The following is an 18,895-nucleotide window of genomic DNA, read 5'->3' on the forward strand; positions in this document are numbered from 1 at the left end:
GATTTTACTCGTCGTTTTCGTTTTCAGAATTACTGCCAAGAAGATTCTTGAGTTTGGCATTGGCTTTTCGCAGACTCTCCATAAGGCGGCTTCGGCTTTCATTGCTCTGGACAAAGTGTTCAGAGAGGGAGTCGCTATCCTCGTCCCTAATGAGTTGTTTACCATCAGACAGTGTTCCGAAAATGTAGTACAGACCCGGAATGATGAGTACTCCGAACAGTGTCCCGAAGAGCATACCTCCCAAGGCCGAGCCCCCAATAGTTTTGTTACCGATAGCACCGGCACCGTGTGAAATCACCAACGGAATCAAACCAGCTACGAAGGCGAAAGAGGTCATCAGAATTGGCCTGAACCTCACCTTCGCTCCCTCGATGGCAGCGTCAAGTACGGTAGCTCCCTCTCTGCGACGCTGCACGGCAAACTCCACAATCAGCACGGCGTTTTTTCCTAACAAACCTACGAGCATGATAAGCCCTACCTGAGCATAGACGTCATTGGCGAGTCCCATGGCCTTCAGCATCACAAACGAGCCGAAGATTCCGACCGGTAAAGAGAAGATAACAGCCATCGGGAGCAGAAAGCTTTCATACTGAGCTGCCAAAACGAGGTAAACGAAGATGAGAACTACGGCAAAAACATAAATTGACTCATTACCGCGACGTGCTTCATCATAGGAGAGGCCTTCCCAGGCAATATCATAACCACGCGGCAGGGTTTCTTTGGCTACCTGTTCAATGGCCTTAATGGCATCTCCGGTGGTAAAGCCTTTGGCGGGTTGCCCCTGAATAGAAGACGAGTTATACATATTATACCGGGTAATCTCATTAGGCCCCTGCTTTTTGACCAGTTTCATGAACGAAGAATAGGGTACCATTTCATCGTGCTCATTTTTCACGAACATATTAAGTACATCAGAGGGCAGTCGCCTGAATTCAGGACCCGACTGAACATACACTTTGAAAAAACGCCCGAAACGAATAAACCCCTGTTCATAAGTACTACCGATCATGATGTTCAGGTTTTCCATGGCTTTGCCAATTGAAACCCCTTTTTGCATGGCTGCCTGATTATCAATTTCGAGTTCATATTGTGGGTAATTGGCTGCAAAAAAGGTAAACAGTCCTGTTAACTCTTCCCGCCTACCAAGAGCATCCATGAATTGTTTATTGATACGGTCAAAGTCCTGATAGTCAACAGTGTTATTTTTGTCAAGCAATCGTAAGGAGAAACCTGCTGAGGAGCCAAAACCAGGAACAGCCGGCGGTTCAAAATACTCAATGATAGCCCCAAGGTCTTTAGACTTTTCTTCCAGTTCTTCAATCACCTCGTTGACGGTGTGTTCGCGATCAGACCAGTTTTTGAGATTAATTAAACAGGTTCCGGCATTGGACCCACGGCCTTCGGTCATGATTTCATAGCCTGCCAACGAGGATACCGACTCTACGTCTTCAACCGTTTCACAAATTTCCTGAAGTTCACGGGCAACCTGATTGGTTCTTTCCAGCGTAGCACCTGGCGGAGTTTGAATAATGGCATAAATGGTACCCTGATCTTCGCTAGGGATAAAGCCGGCAGGCAGAATTTCATTTTCAAAGACGATGCCCAATCCAAAGGCAAAAAGAATTAGGAAGGTTAGCAATCGCTTATTCACAATCACTTTCAAAACACTCACATAGCGACCGGTCAGTTTATCAAAACCTTTATTAAATTGATCAATAAGCCAGTCGAGCGGTGATTTTTTCCTGACTTTTCCATGGTTATTTTTCAGTATCATCCCACACAAAACAGGCGTCAAAGTCAAAGCCACCACAGCTGAAAGAATAATGGCACTGGCCATGGTAATCGAGAACTGGCGGTAAAATGTGCCTACCGGACCAGACATAAACGCTATGGGCAGAAACACCGATACCATCACCAACGTAATGGCGATGATAGCTCCGCTAATCTCACCCATCACTTTTTTTACGGCATAATAAGGAGAGAGGTGTTCTTCCTCCATTTTGGCATGGACGGCCTCTACCACCACAATGGCATCATCCACCACAATACCTATGGCCAGAACCAAGGCGAATAGAGTGATCAGGTTTATTGATAAACCAAACATCTGCATTACAAAGAAGGCCCCGATTAACGAAACCGGAACGGCGATGATGGGAATTAGCGTTGATCGCCAGTCGCCCAGAAACAGGAACACCACCAAGGCTACCAGAATAAAGGCATCTCTGAGGGTATGAATGACCTGCTCCATTGAGGCATCCAAAAACTTTGACACATCATAACTCAATTTATAATCTACTCCCGGAGGGAAAGTTGCTTTGAGTTCCTCCATTTTGTCTTTAACCTCCTGAATAACCTCTGAGGCGTTGCTACCTACATTTTGTTTTAATACAATAGCCGCAGAAGGATTCCCGTCAAGGTTTGAATAAATATCAAAGAACTCGCTTCCAAGTTCTATTTTGGCCACATCGCCCAGGTGAATACTTTCTCCGGCCGGGTTGGCCCTCAGGATAACGTTTTCATATTCTTCGGCCTTATTGAAACGCCCTTTATAAGTAAGCACATACTCTAAAGACTGAGCTGAAATGCCGGAACTTTGCCCAATTCGGCCGGGCCGCCCTACAACACTCTGTTCAGCCAGAGCATCCATAACATCCTCTGCTGAAATGTGATAGGCCCGCATTCGGTCGGGATTAAGCCAGATTCTCATGGCATAGCGACGGCTTCCCAGAATCTGGGAACGGGCCACACCATTGATACGGCTTAGTTCGGGAAGGATATTCACATCGGCGTAGTTATACAAAAACTTCTCGTCCATGTCCTTGCCCTGTCCGTACAGGTTGATATACATCAACATACTGGGCTGAATAGGGGTGATGACCACCCCTTCCCGCTGAACCAGCTCAGGTAGTAAAGGCATCACCTGATCCACCCGGGTTTTGACCTGCACCATGGCCTGATTAGGGTCTGTACCGGGTTCAAAAATGACACGTAAAGTAGCCTCGCCGGCACTGGTGGCATCAGTAGCGAGGTATCGCATACCCTGAACACCGTTAATGGCATTTTCAAGGGTTACCAGTGTAGATTTAACGAGTACGTCGGCACTTGCTCCCGGGTAGGCAATAAAGATATTGACGGTAGTCGGGGCAATTTCGGGAAACTGAGCAGTGGGTAACTGCTTAATAGCTAAAGAACCGGTAAAGACGATAATCACCGAAATGACAATTGCCAGTACAGGCCTGTGAATGATATTTCTGAACATAAATAAAAATCTTTTATGAGACGAGGATTACTCAGCGTACAGACTCAAGTGACTAATGACGTGAGCCGGGTCTTCAAATTCACTTTCTATTTTTTCGTTTTCTTTGACCTTCCGTAGTCCTTCAAGCAGAATCTTGTCTCCTTCTTTCAGGCCGTCGGTAATGGCATAAAGGTGGGGTAGTTCAGCACCAATGGTGATGGCTCTGGAGTGAATGGTGTTATCCTCATCCACCACGAAAACATAATTTTTTTCAAGTACCTCAAAAGTACATTTCTGAGGTATCAGCATAGCTTTCTGCATGGGTACGGTAACCTGAATGTTTCCGGTTTCTCCGTGTCTTAATAGCCCCTCAGGATTTGGGAAAGTAGCTCTGAATGCGATGTTTCCGGTTTCGTTATCAAACTCACCTTCAATAGTTTCTACCCGGCCGGTGTGGTTGAAGAGTTTATTATTAGCCATTAACAGGTTCACGTTGAGCATTTCGCCTTTGCTTTTTTGCGATCTGTAATCTAGATATTCAGCCTCCGGTACGTTGAAATACACCCACATCTGGCTGTTGTCAGAGAGCGTAGTCAGCAGCTCACCTTCATCCACAAGGCTTCCTTTTCTCACACGCAGGCGGTCCATAATTCCTGAAAAAGGAGCCCTGATTTCTGTGAAGCCTAAATGTACCTTTGCCAACTGCCTTTCAGCTTTTGCTTTTTCCAGTTTAGCTTCTGCCAGAAGTAGCTCATTTTGTGAAACCACATTTTTTTCAGCCAGCGTACGGGCATTGAGAACTTCAATTTCAGCTGCTTTTACTTCTGCCTCACTTTTCAAAACCTCTGCTTCATACAGATTGGGCATGATCTGAAACATCAGCTGACCTTTTTTGACATACTTTCCTTCGTCTACATAGATATCTTGCAAATAGCCTTTTTCCAGAGCCCGCAACTCTATGTTTTGGATCGAGTGAATCTGACAAACGTAGTTTTTGATGAGCGTGGTGTCCTTAACGATAGGACTGGTGATGAGAAACTTTGATTCAATTTCTTCGGTGTGTTCTGCTTTTCCCGAAGTGCAGCCTGAATTCCAGAGTAAGGCATACAGGCCTGCCAACATGAGTAGTTTATTCATGATAAATCAATTAAAAAAATGTTTGATTGAGTTTGGTTTTTGTTATTAACGTATAGGTATATACGAATTCAGTCGAAGAGGTTTTCTCCCGATTGAACTAATTAAAAAAAGAAAATGAAAGATCGGATTACAGGTTAGAATCCGGTCAAATTGAATCTCAAAGCCTGAAGACTTCGAAAAGTAGGTAAGATTTCTGGGAGCCGAGATTTAGAAAAGGCTGGCTTCTCAAAAGCTTGTTTGAAGCCTCAATGATTTCTAGGCCGCCTTTGTATGAGAAAGATTGATGGAAACCAGCACTTTTAGAGTTGCCGGAAGCCTCAAACAAATGATTTTTTTCCTCTTCATCAGTTTCCTCTGTTATAAGAAGGGATTCTTCCCGGTCATCTGAAGAGTAGACTTTAAAATGAAGTTCGTTTTCTTCTGACTGTTGTAAAGAGCTTTGCTGAAGTTCAGAGTCAAGATAATGAAGGTCTGTCTTCCATGCCGAAGCATTGAAGCTTACGCCGGATAAAACCAGCATTGCGATTAGGACGCGTGACAGAAATTTCATCATTTGGAATCAAATGTAAATTAGGGTAATCGATTCGTCAAGAGATATTTTCAATTTGTTTGGCTTCGCATTATTGTCCTGCGTATAGTTCAAAAAAATAGCAGAATTATACATTGATTTTAATTATTTCAGTGCATGAAAACAAAATCATGAGGTATTCAGACGCTGAAAGACCAGAGAATTATAAAGGCACACGAGCTATTAAAACCAGCTCAAAGTTTTCCACGCCCTCCGTGATTCGCCGCATCTTTTTCTATATTTGCCAGCGATGGAACAATTCGTAGTATCAGCTCGGAAATACAGACCAATTACCTTCGACTCGGTAGTTGGGCAGAGCCATATCACGACGACTTTGAAAAACGCCATCAAAACAGGTCATTTGGCTCAGGCCTTCCTTTTTTGTGGGCCCAGGGGTGTGGGGAAAACCACTTGTGCCCGTATCTTGGCCAAGACTATTAACTGCCAGAATGTTGGTGATAATACCGAGCCATGTAACGAATGTACAAGCTGCAAAAACTTCAGTCAGAATGCTTCTTTTAACATTCATGAGCTTGATGCGGCTTCAAATAACTCGGTCGAAGATATCCGAAATCTAATAGACCAGGTTCGCTTTCCTCCACAGGATGGTAAGTACAAGGTCTACATCATCGATGAGGTTCACATGCTTTCATCAGCGGCTTTTAATGCTTTTTTGAAAACTCTTGAGGAGCCGCCGTCGTATGCCATTTTTATTCTGGCTACCACTGAAAAGCACAAGATTTTACCGACTATTCTCAGCCGTTGTCAGATTTTTGATTTCAACCGAATCCAGATCAAAGACATGGCCAATCATCTGGCCACCATAGCTGAGAAAGAAGGCATTCAGACCGAACCTGAGGCACTTGAGCTGATTGCTCAAAAAGCTGACGGGGGGTTACGCGATGCCCTCAGTATGTTTGATTTGAACGTCACGTTCTCCACTGATACACTTTTGACTTATGCTGAGGTGTTGGAGAATTTGCACGTACTTGATTACGACTATTATTTTAAACTCACGGATGCTCTCTATGAAGGTGACTTGTCTCAGTCCTTATTGATATTCAATGAGATTCTGGACAAAGGTTTTGACGGTCATCAGTTTGTGACGGGTATGAATGAGCATTTCCGCAATCTTATGGTTGGTATGGATGTTCGCACCATTGCTTTGCTTGAAGTCTCTGATTCGGTCAAGAAAAAATATGCAGACCAAACAAAGAAGGTCAACAAAGGTTTCCTGATGTCGGCTTTGAGTATTGGTAGTCAGCTCGATTTGCAGTACAAGGTGGCCAAAAATCAACGGCTTCATGTAGAAATAGGCCTGATGAAAATGGCCAGCATCACACAGGTGCTACAGCTAAGTGCATTGCCTGAGAACGGCGGGGCTGAAAAAAAAAGTCCGGTGACAGCATAGGAGAGTCGGCCCTTCGACAAGCTCAGGTTCCGGAGTATGGCTCACAGAGTCCTGCGGAAAGACGGAAGACGGAAGACGGAAGACCGGTGTCCAGTTCTCAGTCGGTAGTTGTCAAATCTGATGCGGATGCTGAAACTTCTAAACTTTCTGACTTTCAAACCTCTAAACCGAAAAAGCTTTCGCGGTTAAAATCTACAGCTGACCTGGAGGCTGATCTTGAAGAAGTCGAAAAATCGCAACAAACAGAGGAGGTTCAAGTTCATCAGGGCGATGCCACGTATACAAAAGAGGGTGTAATAGCAGCATTGAAAGCTTATGGCAAAACTTTGCAAAAGCAAACGGAGAAATTTATTGTTGAAAGCGATATCGAACTCAAAGACGGAATGCTCACCTTACTGCTTGTCAATAATACCCTGATGGAGCTTTTTCATGAGCTAAAGCAAGAGATTCTTGACTTTGTCCGGAAAGAAATTAAGAACGGAAGTATTCAAATAGATGCCCGCCTTATCGCTGAAGTTAAAGAAGCCAAACCACGTACCGAGCAGGAAAAGTTTAAGGCGATGGTTGAGAAAAACCCTGCTCTAAAGACTTTCAAAGATGATTTAGGTCTGGATTTGGTATATTAAACTCAGGTTTTATCTATTCCATCTAATAATGAGCTTTATCAAAGCGACCCTTTTATTGGTTTTGGCCTTGGTCCCAATTTGGTCAACTGCCCAACAAACTGTTTTTGAATCAGGAAAAGAAGGCTATTCCTGCTATCGAATACCAGCCATTCTCAAAGTCAATAAGACCCTGGTTGCTTTTGCCGAAGGTAGAAGAAACGGTTGTTCTGATTTTGGCGATGTGGATATTGTTATGAAAACCAGTAATGATGAGGGCAAAACGTGGTCTGAGTTAAAGCTTCTTGTCAACAATGAAACTATTCAGGCTGGTAATCCGGCACCGGTTTTTGATGCGAGTGATCCCCGGTACCCTAATGGTAGGCTGTTCTTGTTTTATAATACCGGTACAGCATCTGAGCATGATATTGTTTATGGTGCTGGAGTTCGGGAGACCTGGTTTATAACTTCAGAAGACTTGGGGGTATCCTGGTCTCAGCCCCAAAATATTACGCTACAAGTTCACAAACCCCATGAGCCTGACTACAACCCTGACTATAATTTCAAGGAAGATTGGAGGCATCATGCTTTAACGCCCGGGCATGCGATTCAGTTAGAAAACGGCAGATTATTTATTCCAATAAACATCAGTATAGGCGAACCTCAAAACGGGAAAATACCGTACCGGGCAGGGGCTTTTTATTCGGATGATCATGGGAAGTCTTTTAAGCTCGCCAAAATTCTCAAATCAAAGGGTAGTAATGAATCAACCGGAGTTCAGTTATCGAACGGAGAAGTGATACTCAATGCCCGTGACCAAACTGAAAAAACAGGAAAACGCTACACTGCCAGAAGTACAGATAATGGTCAATCCTGGGACACTGAGGAGGTTGATACTTATCTAACAGATCCGGTTTGTCAGGGTAGTTTACACATCATTAGAAGGAAAAAGAAAGACCTGGTTTTACTTTCACAGGTCTTTCACCCTCACAAAAGGGAAAATCTAAGTCTGCATTTCAGCACCGATGGAGCCAGAACCTGGGAGAAAACAATCACTATAGATAAAGGATCTTCCGCCTACTCTGATCTGGTAGTTTTATCAAAAAATAAAGTAGGTGTGCTTTATGAGAAGGATGATTACAGGCGGATTGTGTTCAAGGAAATAGGGCTTTGAAGTGAAAGATGTTTTTTGAAAACGGCAATTTCTGATTCCTAAAATTATTTTAGTAAGTTTCTTATAACCAGAATTAAAACCGTGTTGTAAATAAGTGTAAATGCTTATACCCGTTTGTAATTATTTATCTACCGACTAAAGTTTGATAATGCTCCCACCTTTGTGTTGTCGATCTGAAACACAGGTCTGGTAAAATCAAAAACTTTAAATAATTACAGGTATGAACTCAGTAGTATTAATCGGAAACGCAGGTGGAAACGCAGAAGTAAAATCTTTTGAAAATGGTAAACTGGCGAACTTCAGTCTGGCCACAAACGAGCGTTACATGAGAGGTAGCGAGCAGGTTACCAAAACCGACTGGCACCGTGTGGTAGCTTGGGGCAAATTAGCTGATCAGGTAGAGGAACTTGTTGTAAAAGGAAAGTACATCAAAGTGGAAGGCAAGCTGGTCAATAGAAACTACACCAATAAAGACAATCAGAAGGTTTATATCACAGAGGTACAGGTTCTCAAAGTTTCTGAGGCGGGTAATGACGAAAATTGAAATGATTTTTCGCCACGAAGTCACCAAGACACGAAGTAACACAAAGAATAAGTTTTAATGAACCTTTGTACCTCCGAGTCTTGGTGGCAAAACAACTCACGAATCATGCTACAAAGTAGACGAAGAGAAAGCCTAAGTGAACATTGGTGCCTCCGAGTCTTAGTGGCAAAAACAATTAACGATGTTCGAAAAAGAAGAAATAGCAAAAAGAGTAGTCAATGCAGCTTATCGAATACATAAAGAACTCGGTCCAGGTCTACTTGAAAAGGTATATGAGGTCTGTTTTGAATATGAATTAAGAAAGTCCGGATTACTCGTTGAGAGACAAACGAAAGTTCCTATTCATTAAGATTCAATTTATTTTGAAGAAGGTTTGAGATTGGATATTCTTGTCGAAAAGAAGGTTATAATTGAACTTAAGGCTTTGGAACAGGTGAATCCTGTCTGGCAAGCACAGTTGCTGAGTCATTTGAAACTCACGGTTTGACATTAGGGTTTTTGATAAATTTTAATGTGCCTCTGATAAAACAAGGCATAAAGCGGATGATTTTGTAGTTAATATGGCTCCAGGACACCAAGTGACACGAAGAACAAACTTTGTGAACCTTCGTGACTTAGAGTCTTAGTGGCAAAAAGAGTCGACGAATTAAAAATGGCACATAAAAGTAAACTACCCCTTCAACTTCTCAAAAAACACTTTGGCTATGATAGTTTCAGGCCACAGCAGGCAGAGATTATTAATCAGGCACTAGAAGGGAAAGATGTTCTGGTACTGATGCCAACAGGTGGAGGGAAGTCGATCTGCTATCAGATTCCGGCTTTAGTTTTTGAAGGACTCACTATTGTGATTTCGCCGCTGATAGCTCTGATGAAAGATCAGGTTGAAGCCCTCAAGGCAAATGGTATTGCTGCGGCCTATGTCAATTCATCTCAATCAAATACCGAGCAAACTGAAGTGATTGACAGGGCTAGAAAAGGCGACTTAAAATTACTTTACATAGCCCCTGAAAGACTTTTTGCTGCAGATGCGGAGCATTTCTTAAAGTCGTTAAACATTAGTCTTTTTGCTATTGATGAATCTCATTGTATCTCGTCCTGGGGGCATGATTTCAGACCAGAGTATCGCAAACTGGGAATGTTGAAAGAGGTTTTTTCTGAAATTCCCGTAATGGCTCTGACGGCCACAGCGGACAAGGTAACCCGAAGAGATATTTGTCGACAGTTGGGGATCGAAAATGCTGTAGAATTCGTCAGCAGTTTTGATCGACCGAATATTCGCCTTACTGTTTCTCCGGGAAGAAAAAAGATGCAGCAGATCACCGACTTTCTCAAGGCATCACCCGGTCAAAGTGGAATCATTTATTGCCTTAGCAGAAAAAACACGGAAAAGGTCGCGGAAGATTTAAGAAATAAAGGTTTCAGTGCAGAGTATTATCATGCGGGATGTACTCCTGACTGGCGAAGTAAAATTCAGGAGAAATTTATCAATGATGATATTCAGATTATAGTGGCTACCATTGCCTTTGGGATGGGCATTGATAAGTCAAACGTCCGTTGGGTGATTCATTATAATTTGCCCGGTAACGTGGAAGGCTTTTACCAGGAAATAGGTAGGGCTGGTCGTGATGGTGAGCCCTCACATGCATTATTATTTTTCAGCTATGCGGACATCATGCAGCGAAAACGATTTATTGACGAGTCAGGTGCAGATGAGGAGCAAAAGGGTGTTCTGCGAGCGAAGTTAGAACGTATGAAACAGTACGCAGAAGCTCAGATTTGTCGACGCCGAATCTTGCTCAGTTATTTCAATGAGAAAGTAGAGAAAGACTGTGGCAACTGCGATGTGTGTCTAAATCCACCTAAATTAATGGATGCCACTGTTCTGGCTCAAAAGGCACTTTCTGCCGTGGCCAGAACTGGTGAAAGCGTGGCTTTGAATACCTTGATAGATATTCTGAGAGGTTCGAGAAACCAAACTATTCTGCAGAAAGGGTATGATCGCCTTCCCACTTTTGCTGTTGGAAATGACCTCAAGTATGAGGAATGGGCTGATTATATTATGCAAATGCTCAATGCCGGTGTAATGGATATTGCCTACGATGAAGGCCATTCGTTTAAGCTCAATGAGCAAAGTATTGCCATTCTGAAAGGTCAGCAAAAACTTCAGTTGGCAAATTACATCTCATATAGCGAGCGGCAGGAGATGATGAATCAGAAGTCAGTCAATATTGCGACCGATGAACTACCCGTGGATGAAAACCTTTTTGTGCAGTTAAAGATGCTTCGCAAAGAGCTGGCTTATGAGGAGGGAGTACCACCTTACATCATTTTCAATGACCGTACGCTCAGAGCCATGGCCTCCTATCGACCGGAAACCGAAGGTCAAATGCTTCAGATGAGCGGGGTGGGTGAGCAGAAAATGCAGCGTTATGGAGCCGACTTTTTGAAAAAAATCAGGAGCTATGTTGAGGCGAATGATTTAAAACCGGTTGAGATATCTTTGACTCAACAGGCTAACAAACCAAAGGTTGATACCTATGAGGCTACTTTTGAGCTTTATGAGCAAGGCCTTGGTGCAGAGTCTATTGCAGAGCAAAGGGCCTTGTCATTGAATACAATCCTCGGACATTTGATAAAACTCAAGGAGGACGGGAAAGAGATTGACTTAAAACGTTTTGTCAGTCGAAAGACCTATGAAAAAGTCGTGGAGGCTGCTCAAGGCCTATCCCTGAAATCTACCGACCCTCTAAAACCTCTGTTTGAGAAACTGGAAGGGCAGGTTTCTTACGGAGAAATAAAAATGGCATTGACAATTGCCAGTAGTAAAGAGTAGCTTATCTACGAACCCTCACCAGCATAGCTTCATCCAGCGTGTATTCTCCTTTTACAGAGGTAAGCGGATAGAAAGTATCGCCTTCATCCTGAGTGCCGAGGAAGAAGCAGTTTCCGAAGAGGTCGGTTGACGTGTACTCTCCAAGTTTCATGTTTACGTTGATGTCTCCCTGAAAAGTGTGAACCCATGTTTTGCCATCTTCTATACGGGTGAAAGTTGTGGTGACAGCGAAATGGCCTCCTGCTGAGCTTCTGGTAACATGATATCGGTCAATAGTAACACCAGCGTCCTGGGTAAAGTCAAGAATAAAGTCTTTCGGTGCGGTAAAGCCATTGATGCGGGTAACGTCAATATAACGCTGATTATATTCTTCATAAATAGATGTGTGATCTACGTTATATCGCCAGTTTTGGCCATTAATTCGGTAACCTATTTCGGGCAAATCGTGTTTCAGATACAGGGCATAAACGTCATGGTTAGGACGTGGTTCCTGTACATCTGTTGAGATAAAAAAGGGCGTGTTGAGGTCGTAATATTGAGTTACAGAATCTAGTGTCGGGATATTGGAGTCTTCATACCCGTTATAAGTGAACGGATAGGTACTTCGGGTATCTCCATAAACAGGGCAGCCCTCGGCTGATTTCAATAGCACTACCGAAGCTTTTTCGAAGGGCTCCCGGTAAGCGTAATAATATCGGTTACCACCTTTGTCTGATCCGATTTTAGTCATGGTACTCCAGTGGACCTGATCTATGGAGTACATGGGAGGTGACTGGGCAAAAACTGTCCCTACCAGTTCATTGGTGCCATTATTGGCATATAAATGAGGAACATTTGATGTATGATTTGAAAAGTCTTCACAAACGATTTCACTGTATGCAGGAATGTAACTTTCGGTATTATTCAAACAGGCCTGAATCTTAGCTTCAAAAACTACATTATTACTGGTAGAAAAGCCAGGAAGCAGAGAAATGCTATTACCACTATGAGCTATAAACATGGTGGAATCCTGCAGACCGCTGCTGATCCTCACCGAGTTGACGGCAAATTGATTCTGGCTTCCATTTATAGCACTGTTCAGAACGATATCAGACGGACAAAGATAGATGTACCGAACTTCACCACCTTCAGGCTGAGTGAGTTCAATCGTAGTTTCTACATTATCAAAATTAGTGACCAGCATTACGTAGTATTCACCGGCGTTGACATTGGTCAGGGTAAGCTCTTTACCTGTCTCAGTGTATTCACAACTCTTTGGGAAATCGCCCAGAACATCGCAGGCCTGATTGATATCGTTTTGTGCTACTGGTCCCCAGATGGCCGCATCGATGTCTGTTTCGGCTGAATTTTCGATGGTAAAGACCAAATCTTTTCCCGACTTAATTTTGACCAGAAGCCACTTTTGATTGTTATAATTCAGTAAACAGCCGGGTTCAAAATTAAGAGCATTGTCCTGACAAGAGATTAAGTCAACCGGAGCATCAAAACTTAAATTTTCAGTAGAAATGAGATTGTCAATGTTAGCACCGAAAAGACTACAGGTAACTTCACAGGTGTCCTGAACCGTGGAGGTGGAGCTAAAGGGCCGGAGGGGCGTTTTATCTTTTTGAGCAAATAAGACACCCGGAGCGATGAACAGCAAAACGCTGATCAATCGTTTAGAAAATCTTAAAACCATTTAATCTTATATGCCGCAAGCGGAAAGCAAAGAAAGCACGTAATTATTGTCTATTATAAAAACTTTGGCAAAGATAGGTTTATCTTATTGATTATCAGTGGCTTTGTTGGGTAAAAGTTTCCCCGTGCACAAAAAGCTTGGGGAAATTCGGGGAATTTAAATGCCTTTCGAGATTTATTTATTTTCCTAAATATCTAAATAGTAGAGGTTTACCTATGGAACAATTTAACCTGAGTGACTTTATGAAGTATACGATAATTAATGCCGCACTCCTCCAAAACTGATGCCGGTCAGCTCAGCCATTTCTTTTTTCCATGTGGTGAGGTCAGATTTATCGAATTTCTGAAGTTCATTATGCCCGCAGGCTCTGGCCATAACTTTCATGAGTTTCACAGACTCATTAAAGAAGTTTTTGAGTTGGTTTGCCGATTTAGCGATATCTATTTTCTTCCGAAGTTCGGGGTTTTGAGTAGCAATACCAGATGGACAGTTATTGGTATGACAAATTCTTGCCGCCACACAGCCTATAGATTGTATAGCCGAATTTGCTACTGCAATACCGTCTGCCCCTAAAGCCAGAGCTTTGATAAAATCCTCCGGTACCCTAAGGCCTCCGGTAATGATAAGAGTGACATCATTACGTTTCTGTCTGTTAAGATATTGACGAGCACGGGCCAGAGCCGGAATGGTTGGCACCGAAATATGATTTCTGAAAAGTAGGGGAGAAGCTCCGGTTCCTCCACCGCGGCCGTCCAGAATGATGTAATCCGCACCTGCGTCGAGAGCAAATTGGATATCTTTTTCAATGTGATTTGCAGAAAGTTTAAAGCCGATTGGAACTCCCCCCGTGACCTCTCTTACCTTGTCTCCAAATTTTTTGAAGTCCTCTACTGAGCTAAGATCCTTAAAAGTGGCTGGTGAAATCGCATCTTCTCCTTCTTTAAGATTTCGGGTTTCAGCGATTTTAGAAGTAACCTTACTACCTGGCAAATGACCGCCTGTCCCTGTTTTAGTCGCCTGGCCACCTTTAAAATGGAAGGCTTGCACTTTCCTGAGTTTTTCCCACTCAAAACCAAATGCTCCTGTGGCGTATTCATAGAAGTACCGGCTATTTTCGACTTGTTCTTCGGCGAGCATTCCGCCTTCACCGGAGGCAATGCCTGTTCCGGCCATTTCAGCTCCTTTCGCAAGTGCAATTTTGGCTTCTTCTGATAAAGCCCCGAAACTCATGTCAGAAACAAACAGTGGAATGTCCAGTTTCAAAGGTTTTTTGGCATTGGGCCCGATGATCAGTTCGGTGGAAAATTCCGTGTTTTCTGCCAATGGCTTTTTTGCGAGTTGTGCAGTCAGCAGTTGAATGTCATCCCATTTTGGAAGCTGATTTTTAGGGACACCCATGGCCCCTATTTCTCCATGATTTCCTAAATCGCCGGAGGCCAATTTTTTGACATAAGTCAGCGTAGGTTCTTCCTTGATGTTTTCATTTTGCTTTTCCTCTGCCTTGTCATCTTTTTCTTCCTCAGAAAGAGAATTGTGGGTACCGTCGCAGTAAGGCGGATTTGAAGTGCATTTGCACATGCAAAGATAGGCCTCTTCGGTTTTTTCAGGAGTGAAACCTACAGGTTCAAACCCTGTGTCTCGATGTGATCCATCGCAGAAAGGTTGATTATTTGACCGCCCACAGGCACACCAGAATTTCTCTTCTCCTTTTTTTAGTTGTACAGCTTTTGGTTTAGTATCAGCTATTTTCGGTTGTTGGTTCTCTTCCATGTTCAGGTACCCGAAAAAGAATGTTCCGAGAGATTAGACTTTGATATTGTGGACTTTTGTCTACAAATAGAATCATTCAAAATCAGGCTGACGCCTCAAATTCAGGGCAGTCGATTCGGATATCTTGCTGTGCAAGTGGGCTATTGAGAAGCTTACAAAAAGGCTGCTCATTTTGCTGAGAGAAATACCGGCAGCCATAACAAGTTCTCTGCACCGAGAGAATTTGGTTTTGTTGTAACTCAAAAATAATGGAGCTAAGTTGAGAGAAAAGTGTGGTTTGCTCTGTGATTGAAAGCTTTTCAATCTGTTTTTCAAGAGGCTGTGTAAAACCGGCTGTTTCGTTCACAATGGTTTTCCCGGCCTCGGTCAGGCCAATGGTGTAGCTTCTGCTATCCGAAACCGAAGGGAATTTCTCAATCAAAGCCTTATGTGTCAGAATTTTAATGGCATCAGAGATGGTGGGCTTGGTGACATTGAACTCTTTGGCGAGATGACTAACATTGCAAAGCTCTGGACCATGGTAAGCAATGAAAATGAGCAGTTGAATCTGAATAGGACTGAGGCCTGAGAGCTTCGCTTTTTCCCAGAGTAAAACTTTAAATACTTCTGAGATCCGCTCAAAAGAAGCTACGATTTTGCCACTAAGGCTTTTTTGTTGTTGACTGGGATTAAAAACGCTGTTTTTCATGATAAAGCCTGCCGAAGGGTTTCGGCAGGCTAAGTTAGTTGTCCTAATCAGTTAATCACAATTTTCCATTTCTATTATGGAGAATCCTTTTTCCCGAATGGCCTTTTGAAGGTCTTCGCCGGCTTGCTCAATATGGCAAAACTGGCACTCTGAGGCACTAAAAGTACCCGTTTCAAAACTCTTTGTTGATAAGTACAGGCTGCCAAAAATCAATACACTTTGTTCTTTTGATTGGTTTTCAGGCACCAGAATATCGAAATGCATGAGAGCCCCATCGGCTCGTTTGACGTAAGTATCCCAAACAGCTACTTTCATTTTTTGCTTACTATAAAGGGTAAAGATAAATCGCCGCTGGCTACTCCGAAGACCTCGTAAACACCCAGCATCGGCAGATCCATATTTGAGGTATTGATCTTCATAAAGGCTGTTACGCCATCAAACTTGAAATCGGTAACATTGCTGATTCGGTAATCGGGAATAATGGCCCTGATGGTATGGCTTTTAGTCGTCGTCTGAAAACCTGGAGAATCCATATACATAGGCATACCTGGGCTGGTTTGAGGTAAAACCACCGTTTTATCGGCTTTTTTGAATTGTTTCACTGAGAAACCACCGGCTACGCGACTGTCCTGATGAAGGACCACCCAATGCGGATGCCACACCACACCATCGTTACCATAATTTTTGTCATTATTCTCATCCCATAATGGCGTGTCGTCAAAATCAGGATGAGACGTAAGTGCGAGGGCCACAATACCGTCAGTAGCACTAAAACCTACATTTTCCGGAGATAAAGAGGTGGGAAATACATAGCCCAGCACATGAGCTCCGTCCAGTTTTCCGGTTTCGGTAGGGATGGTTTGGCCGGCATTTCCTTTGACTGTCATTTCCCAAACGGTCATGCCGAGGTCTTTTTGGTGAGTAACGCTCACTTCCGTGATGGCGAAGTCGTCTGTATTATATTTCGTGTTTTGTCCGGTACATTGATTAGCCAGACTGATGGCTAAGGCCAGAATGATGATTGCTTGTCCTTTCATTTGTATTTAATTTAAAATAGGAGTCCTAACTATATAAAGCAAAATTAATTTTTTAGGTCTTCAATTGAAGCTCCGAAATTGATGTGTAAGACATTACCGTTCGGGGTCAAAAGAGCAGGTACGGATTTTAATCCGGCAGTTTCTGCCACCTGGATTTGATCTTGCTGCTCGCCCAGATGAATGATTTGCACGTTCTGCTCACCGATTAACGAAATGATGTCTTGCTCGGCACTAACGCATACCGGGCAGCCTGCATGATAAAAGATTGACTTGTTCATTTTTGATAAAATTTTAGATGCTGTGGCTTTATTGCCGATACAAATATAATAAGGAATCCTAACCAAAATATATTTATAAGATTTTTCTTCAATCAATCCGCAGATATTTCAAAGGTCAAAAGATTTCTGTCGAGCTTGTTGAATCTTTCATTGATTTGATAATCAATGCCTTACGATTGGGGCGGGCAGGAAGAGTGAATTGGTCAACATCCAGTTTATTTGCGAAGCTTATCAAAAACAATCATCAGAATAGTAGTGATAACGGCTATTCCAAGGCCTCTTGCCCAGTTAATGGTGCCGTGTGCAAAGTAGTGGTAGAGAATTACGCCTGCACCAACAAGCAAGCCGTTAATGATATTTTTCTTCATAGGTAATGAGATTGAGCAATGCAGTTTAGGCCTTTTTTCGCAGTATGACAAGTTTGAGTCTTTCGAAGACTTCAGTACTTTTTGAAGAGAAGTGCCACGAATAATCATCGGAAATAAAAATGATCTGACAGTATTTTGAAAGACATAAATCGCTGCTTATGCCTACCTCTTCGAACCTTGAGTTAACTGAAAATTTTTCAGCTAAAGAGTCAGATTTTAGGACTCATAGATCTGATCGACTTAATGTTACATTTTCAGCCAAACGGTTTTAAAAGCTTAGGTTTAGAAGTAATTTGAACGAAAAACAAATGTATATGAAATTAGGAGCATTCTCTATGAGTCTCAATGTTAAAGACTTGAAAATTTCTAAAGCGTTTTACGAAAAACTAGGGTTCGTAGTCTTTGGTGGAGCTATGGAGCAGAACTATCTGATCATGAAAAACGGGAATGCCTTGATCGGACTTTTTCAGGGAATGTTTCCGGGTAACATACTGACCTTTAATCCGGGCTGGGATGAAAATGCCAGAAATATGGAGGATTTCGATGATATAAGGCAAATCCAAAAGCATTTGAAAGAAAACGGAATTACAATCACTTCTGAAGCCGATGAAAATACCGAAGGGCCCGCGAGTCTCATGTTATCTGACCCTGACGGTAATGTTATTTTGCTTGATCAACATCGCTAGGTAGTAATGCTGAGCTCATCAGTGAAGTAGGTTTACACGTATGGTTTTGTCCGTTTAAAGCAGTTCTGTATTTGGTTTAACTTCGGTATCTAACCGACTCTATTGAATACGGTCTCCCAGTTACGTTCCTCTCCTAGTAAGCTTGATTTAGCGGTAGTCTGAATAGAAATAGTCTTGCCGTCATTACTCAGTTTCCAAACCTCGGTAACATAAACAAGCATTGGTTGCTGTTCATTCATGCGACCCGGAGTGGCTGTGGTCAGGTGAACAATGGACTTAACAGTTATCGTTTTTTTGTCGGCAGATAAGTGTGCAGTGAACTTCCTTCCTCTGTTGTGTTCATGATTAATCTCGGTTTCTCTACCATCAAAAGTCAGGATTTCTCTGCTGGTATTTAGCGGTGCCACTGCGGCTGGGTTTGGAACCTCTATCATCAGAGCGTTGGCCCGTTCGGTGAGTGTCATTGTTTTGGAGAGCATACGATCGCCCTGGTCATAAGAGCAAACAATATTGCCGCCCATACTAATCGATTCTTTGGCTTTCCATTCTCCGGATAAGTTGATCTTTTCAGCACCTTTTTTTTGCTGAGCTTGTACGGCGAAACCAATGATACCTGCTATCAAAAGAATAAGGAAAGGCAAAATTCTGTTTTTCATGAGTTTACTTTTTAAACAAATAGTTGACGTCAAAGTAATTATGATTGTTGCTTAAAGTTATTTGAATTGAATATACCCAGATGGATATCAACTGTAAATAGTTGTGTAAATTTTTGTAAAAGGGGTATTAGCAAATTGAACTGGACACCTCTAGGAGTGGTAGTTTCAAAACTCAGGTTTGAGAAACTGAAGGTAATATTCCAGTGGAATTATTCTGTTTTTTAAAA

Annotated in this window: 16 protein-coding genes and 2 pseudogenes; 7 read left to right on the top strand and 11 right to left on the bottom strand. The window is 42.6% G+C overall.

The annotated features are described in order from the left end of the window. Nucleotides 1-4: 4 nt before the first annotated feature. The 3 genes from AFM12_RS12900 to AFM12_RS12910 form a co-directional block, all read right to left on the bottom strand. The gene (locus AFM12_RS12900; protein ID WP_055148828.1) at nucleotides 5-3,259 is read right to left on the bottom strand and encodes an efflux RND transporter permease subunit; all 3,255 of its coding nucleotides are present in this window, start codon (nucleotides 3,257-3,259) and stop codon (nucleotides 5-7) included. A 27-nt stretch (nucleotides 3,260-3,286) separates the two neighbouring features. After that, nucleotides 3,287-4,375 (bottom strand): efflux RND transporter periplasmic adaptor subunit, encoded by a 1,089-nt coding sequence (locus AFM12_RS12905; protein ID WP_055148830.1) that lies wholly within the window; start codon nucleotides 4,373-4,375, stop codon nucleotides 3,287-3,289. A gap of 157 nt (nucleotides 4,376-4,532) precedes the next feature. Next, on the bottom strand, nucleotides 4,533-4,928 hold the full coding sequence (locus AFM12_RS12910; RefSeq protein ID WP_131458352.1) for a hypothetical protein: 396 nt from the start codon (nucleotides 4,926-4,928) through the stop codon (nucleotides 4,533-4,535). A 265-nt stretch (nucleotides 4,929-5,193) separates the two neighbouring features. Between AFM12_RS12910 and AFM12_RS19500 the strand changes: the two are divergent. The 6 genes and pseudogenes from AFM12_RS19500 to recQ all read left to right on the top strand — a co-directional run. Continuing rightward, a pseudogene (locus AFM12_RS19500) lies at nucleotides 5,194-6,842 on the top strand (DNA polymerase III subunit gamma/tau); the annotation flags it as partial. Nucleotides 6,843-6,914: 72 nt separating this feature from the next. Then, the gene (locus AFM12_RS20095; RefSeq protein ID WP_510186027.1) at nucleotides 6,915-6,980 is read left to right on the top strand and encodes a DUF8493 domain-containing protein; all 66 of its coding nucleotides are present in this window, start codon (nucleotides 6,915-6,917) and stop codon (nucleotides 6,978-6,980) included. Between the two features lie 28 nt (nucleotides 6,981-7,008). Next, entirely contained in the window at nucleotides 7,009-8,130 is a 1,122-nt protein-coding gene (locus tag AFM12_RS12920) for a sialidase family protein (RefSeq protein ID WP_055148834.1), read from the top strand. Between the two features lie 220 nt (nucleotides 8,131-8,350). Next, the gene (locus tag AFM12_RS12925; RefSeq protein WP_055148836.1) at nucleotides 8,351-8,674 is read left to right on the top strand and encodes a single-stranded DNA-binding protein; all 324 of its coding nucleotides are present in this window, start codon (nucleotides 8,351-8,353) and stop codon (nucleotides 8,672-8,674) included. Between the two features lie 181 nt (nucleotides 8,675-8,855). Then, nucleotides 8,856-9,161: pseudogene (locus AFM12_RS12930) on the top strand (GxxExxY protein). A gap of 165 nt (nucleotides 9,162-9,326) precedes the next feature. Beyond that, on the top strand, nucleotides 9,327-11,507 hold the full coding sequence (recQ, locus tag AFM12_RS12935; protein ID WP_055148938.1) for a DNA helicase RecQ: 2,181 nt from the start codon (nucleotides 9,327-9,329) through the stop codon (nucleotides 11,505-11,507). A gap of 1 nt (nucleotide 11,508) precedes the next feature. Here recQ and AFM12_RS12940 read toward each other — a convergent pair whose 3' ends face one another. The 7 genes from AFM12_RS12940 to AFM12_RS19705 all read right to left on the bottom strand — a co-directional run bounded on the left by AFM12_RS12940 (nucleotide 11,509) and on the right by AFM12_RS19705 (nucleotide 17,326). Then, nucleotides 11,509-13,185, bottom strand: coding sequence for a 3-coathanger stack domain-containing protein (locus AFM12_RS12940; RefSeq protein WP_055148838.1), 1,677 nt, complete (start codon nucleotides 13,183-13,185; stop codon nucleotides 11,509-11,511). Between the two features lie 258 nt (nucleotides 13,186-13,443). Continuing rightward, entirely contained in the window at nucleotides 13,444-14,955 is a 1,512-nt protein-coding gene (locus tag AFM12_RS12945) for a glutamate synthase-related protein (protein ID WP_055148840.1), read from the bottom strand. 82 nt (nucleotides 14,956-15,037) lie between these two features. Then, nucleotides 15,038-15,643 carry a MarR family winged helix-turn-helix transcriptional regulator gene (locus AFM12_RS12950; protein WP_055148842.1) on the bottom strand — a complete coding sequence of 202 codons (606 nt, stop codon included), beginning with the start codon at nucleotides 15,641-15,643 and terminating at the stop codon, nucleotides 15,038-15,040. 51 nt (nucleotides 15,644-15,694) lie between these two features. Next, nucleotides 15,695-15,958 (bottom strand): DUF2024 family protein, encoded by a 264-nt coding sequence (locus AFM12_RS12955; RefSeq protein ID WP_055148844.1) that lies wholly within the window; start codon nucleotides 15,956-15,958, stop codon nucleotides 15,695-15,697. Further along, on the bottom strand, nucleotides 15,955-16,680 hold the full coding sequence (locus AFM12_RS12960) for a hypothetical protein (protein WP_055148846.1): 726 nt from the start codon (nucleotides 16,678-16,680) through the stop codon (nucleotides 15,955-15,957). The genes AFM12_RS12955 and AFM12_RS12960 overlap by 4 nt, the downstream gene beginning before the upstream one ends. A gap of 44 nt (nucleotides 16,681-16,724) precedes the next feature. After that, nucleotides 16,725-16,958, bottom strand: coding sequence for a hypothetical protein (locus AFM12_RS12965; RefSeq protein ID WP_055148940.1), 234 nt, complete (start codon nucleotides 16,956-16,958; stop codon nucleotides 16,725-16,727). A 215-nt stretch (nucleotides 16,959-17,173) separates the two neighbouring features. Further along, the gene (locus tag AFM12_RS19705; RefSeq protein ID WP_157687398.1) at nucleotides 17,174-17,326 is read right to left on the bottom strand and encodes a hypothetical protein; all 153 of its coding nucleotides are present in this window, start codon (nucleotides 17,324-17,326) and stop codon (nucleotides 17,174-17,176) included. Nucleotides 17,327-17,640: 314 nt separating this feature from the next. On the opposite strand from AFM12_RS19705, the gene AFM12_RS12975 reads away from it, so the two are divergent. Next, on the top strand, nucleotides 17,641-18,012 hold the full coding sequence (locus AFM12_RS12975; RefSeq protein WP_055148850.1) for a VOC family protein: 372 nt from the start codon (nucleotides 17,641-17,643) through the stop codon (nucleotides 18,010-18,012). Nucleotides 18,013-18,101: 89 nt separating this feature from the next. On the opposite strand, the gene AFM12_RS12980 is transcribed toward AFM12_RS12975, so the two are convergent. Next, on the bottom strand, nucleotides 18,102-18,668 hold the full coding sequence (locus AFM12_RS12980) for a hypothetical protein (protein ID WP_055148852.1): 567 nt from the start codon (nucleotides 18,666-18,668) through the stop codon (nucleotides 18,102-18,104). Nucleotides 18,669-18,895: the final 227 nt, after the last annotated feature.

Origin of the sequence: Jiulongibacter sediminis, from assembly GCF_001306455.1 — a bacterium.
GTDB lineage: Bacteria > Bacteroidota > Bacteroidia > Cytophagales > Spirosomataceae > Jiulongibacter > Jiulongibacter sediminis.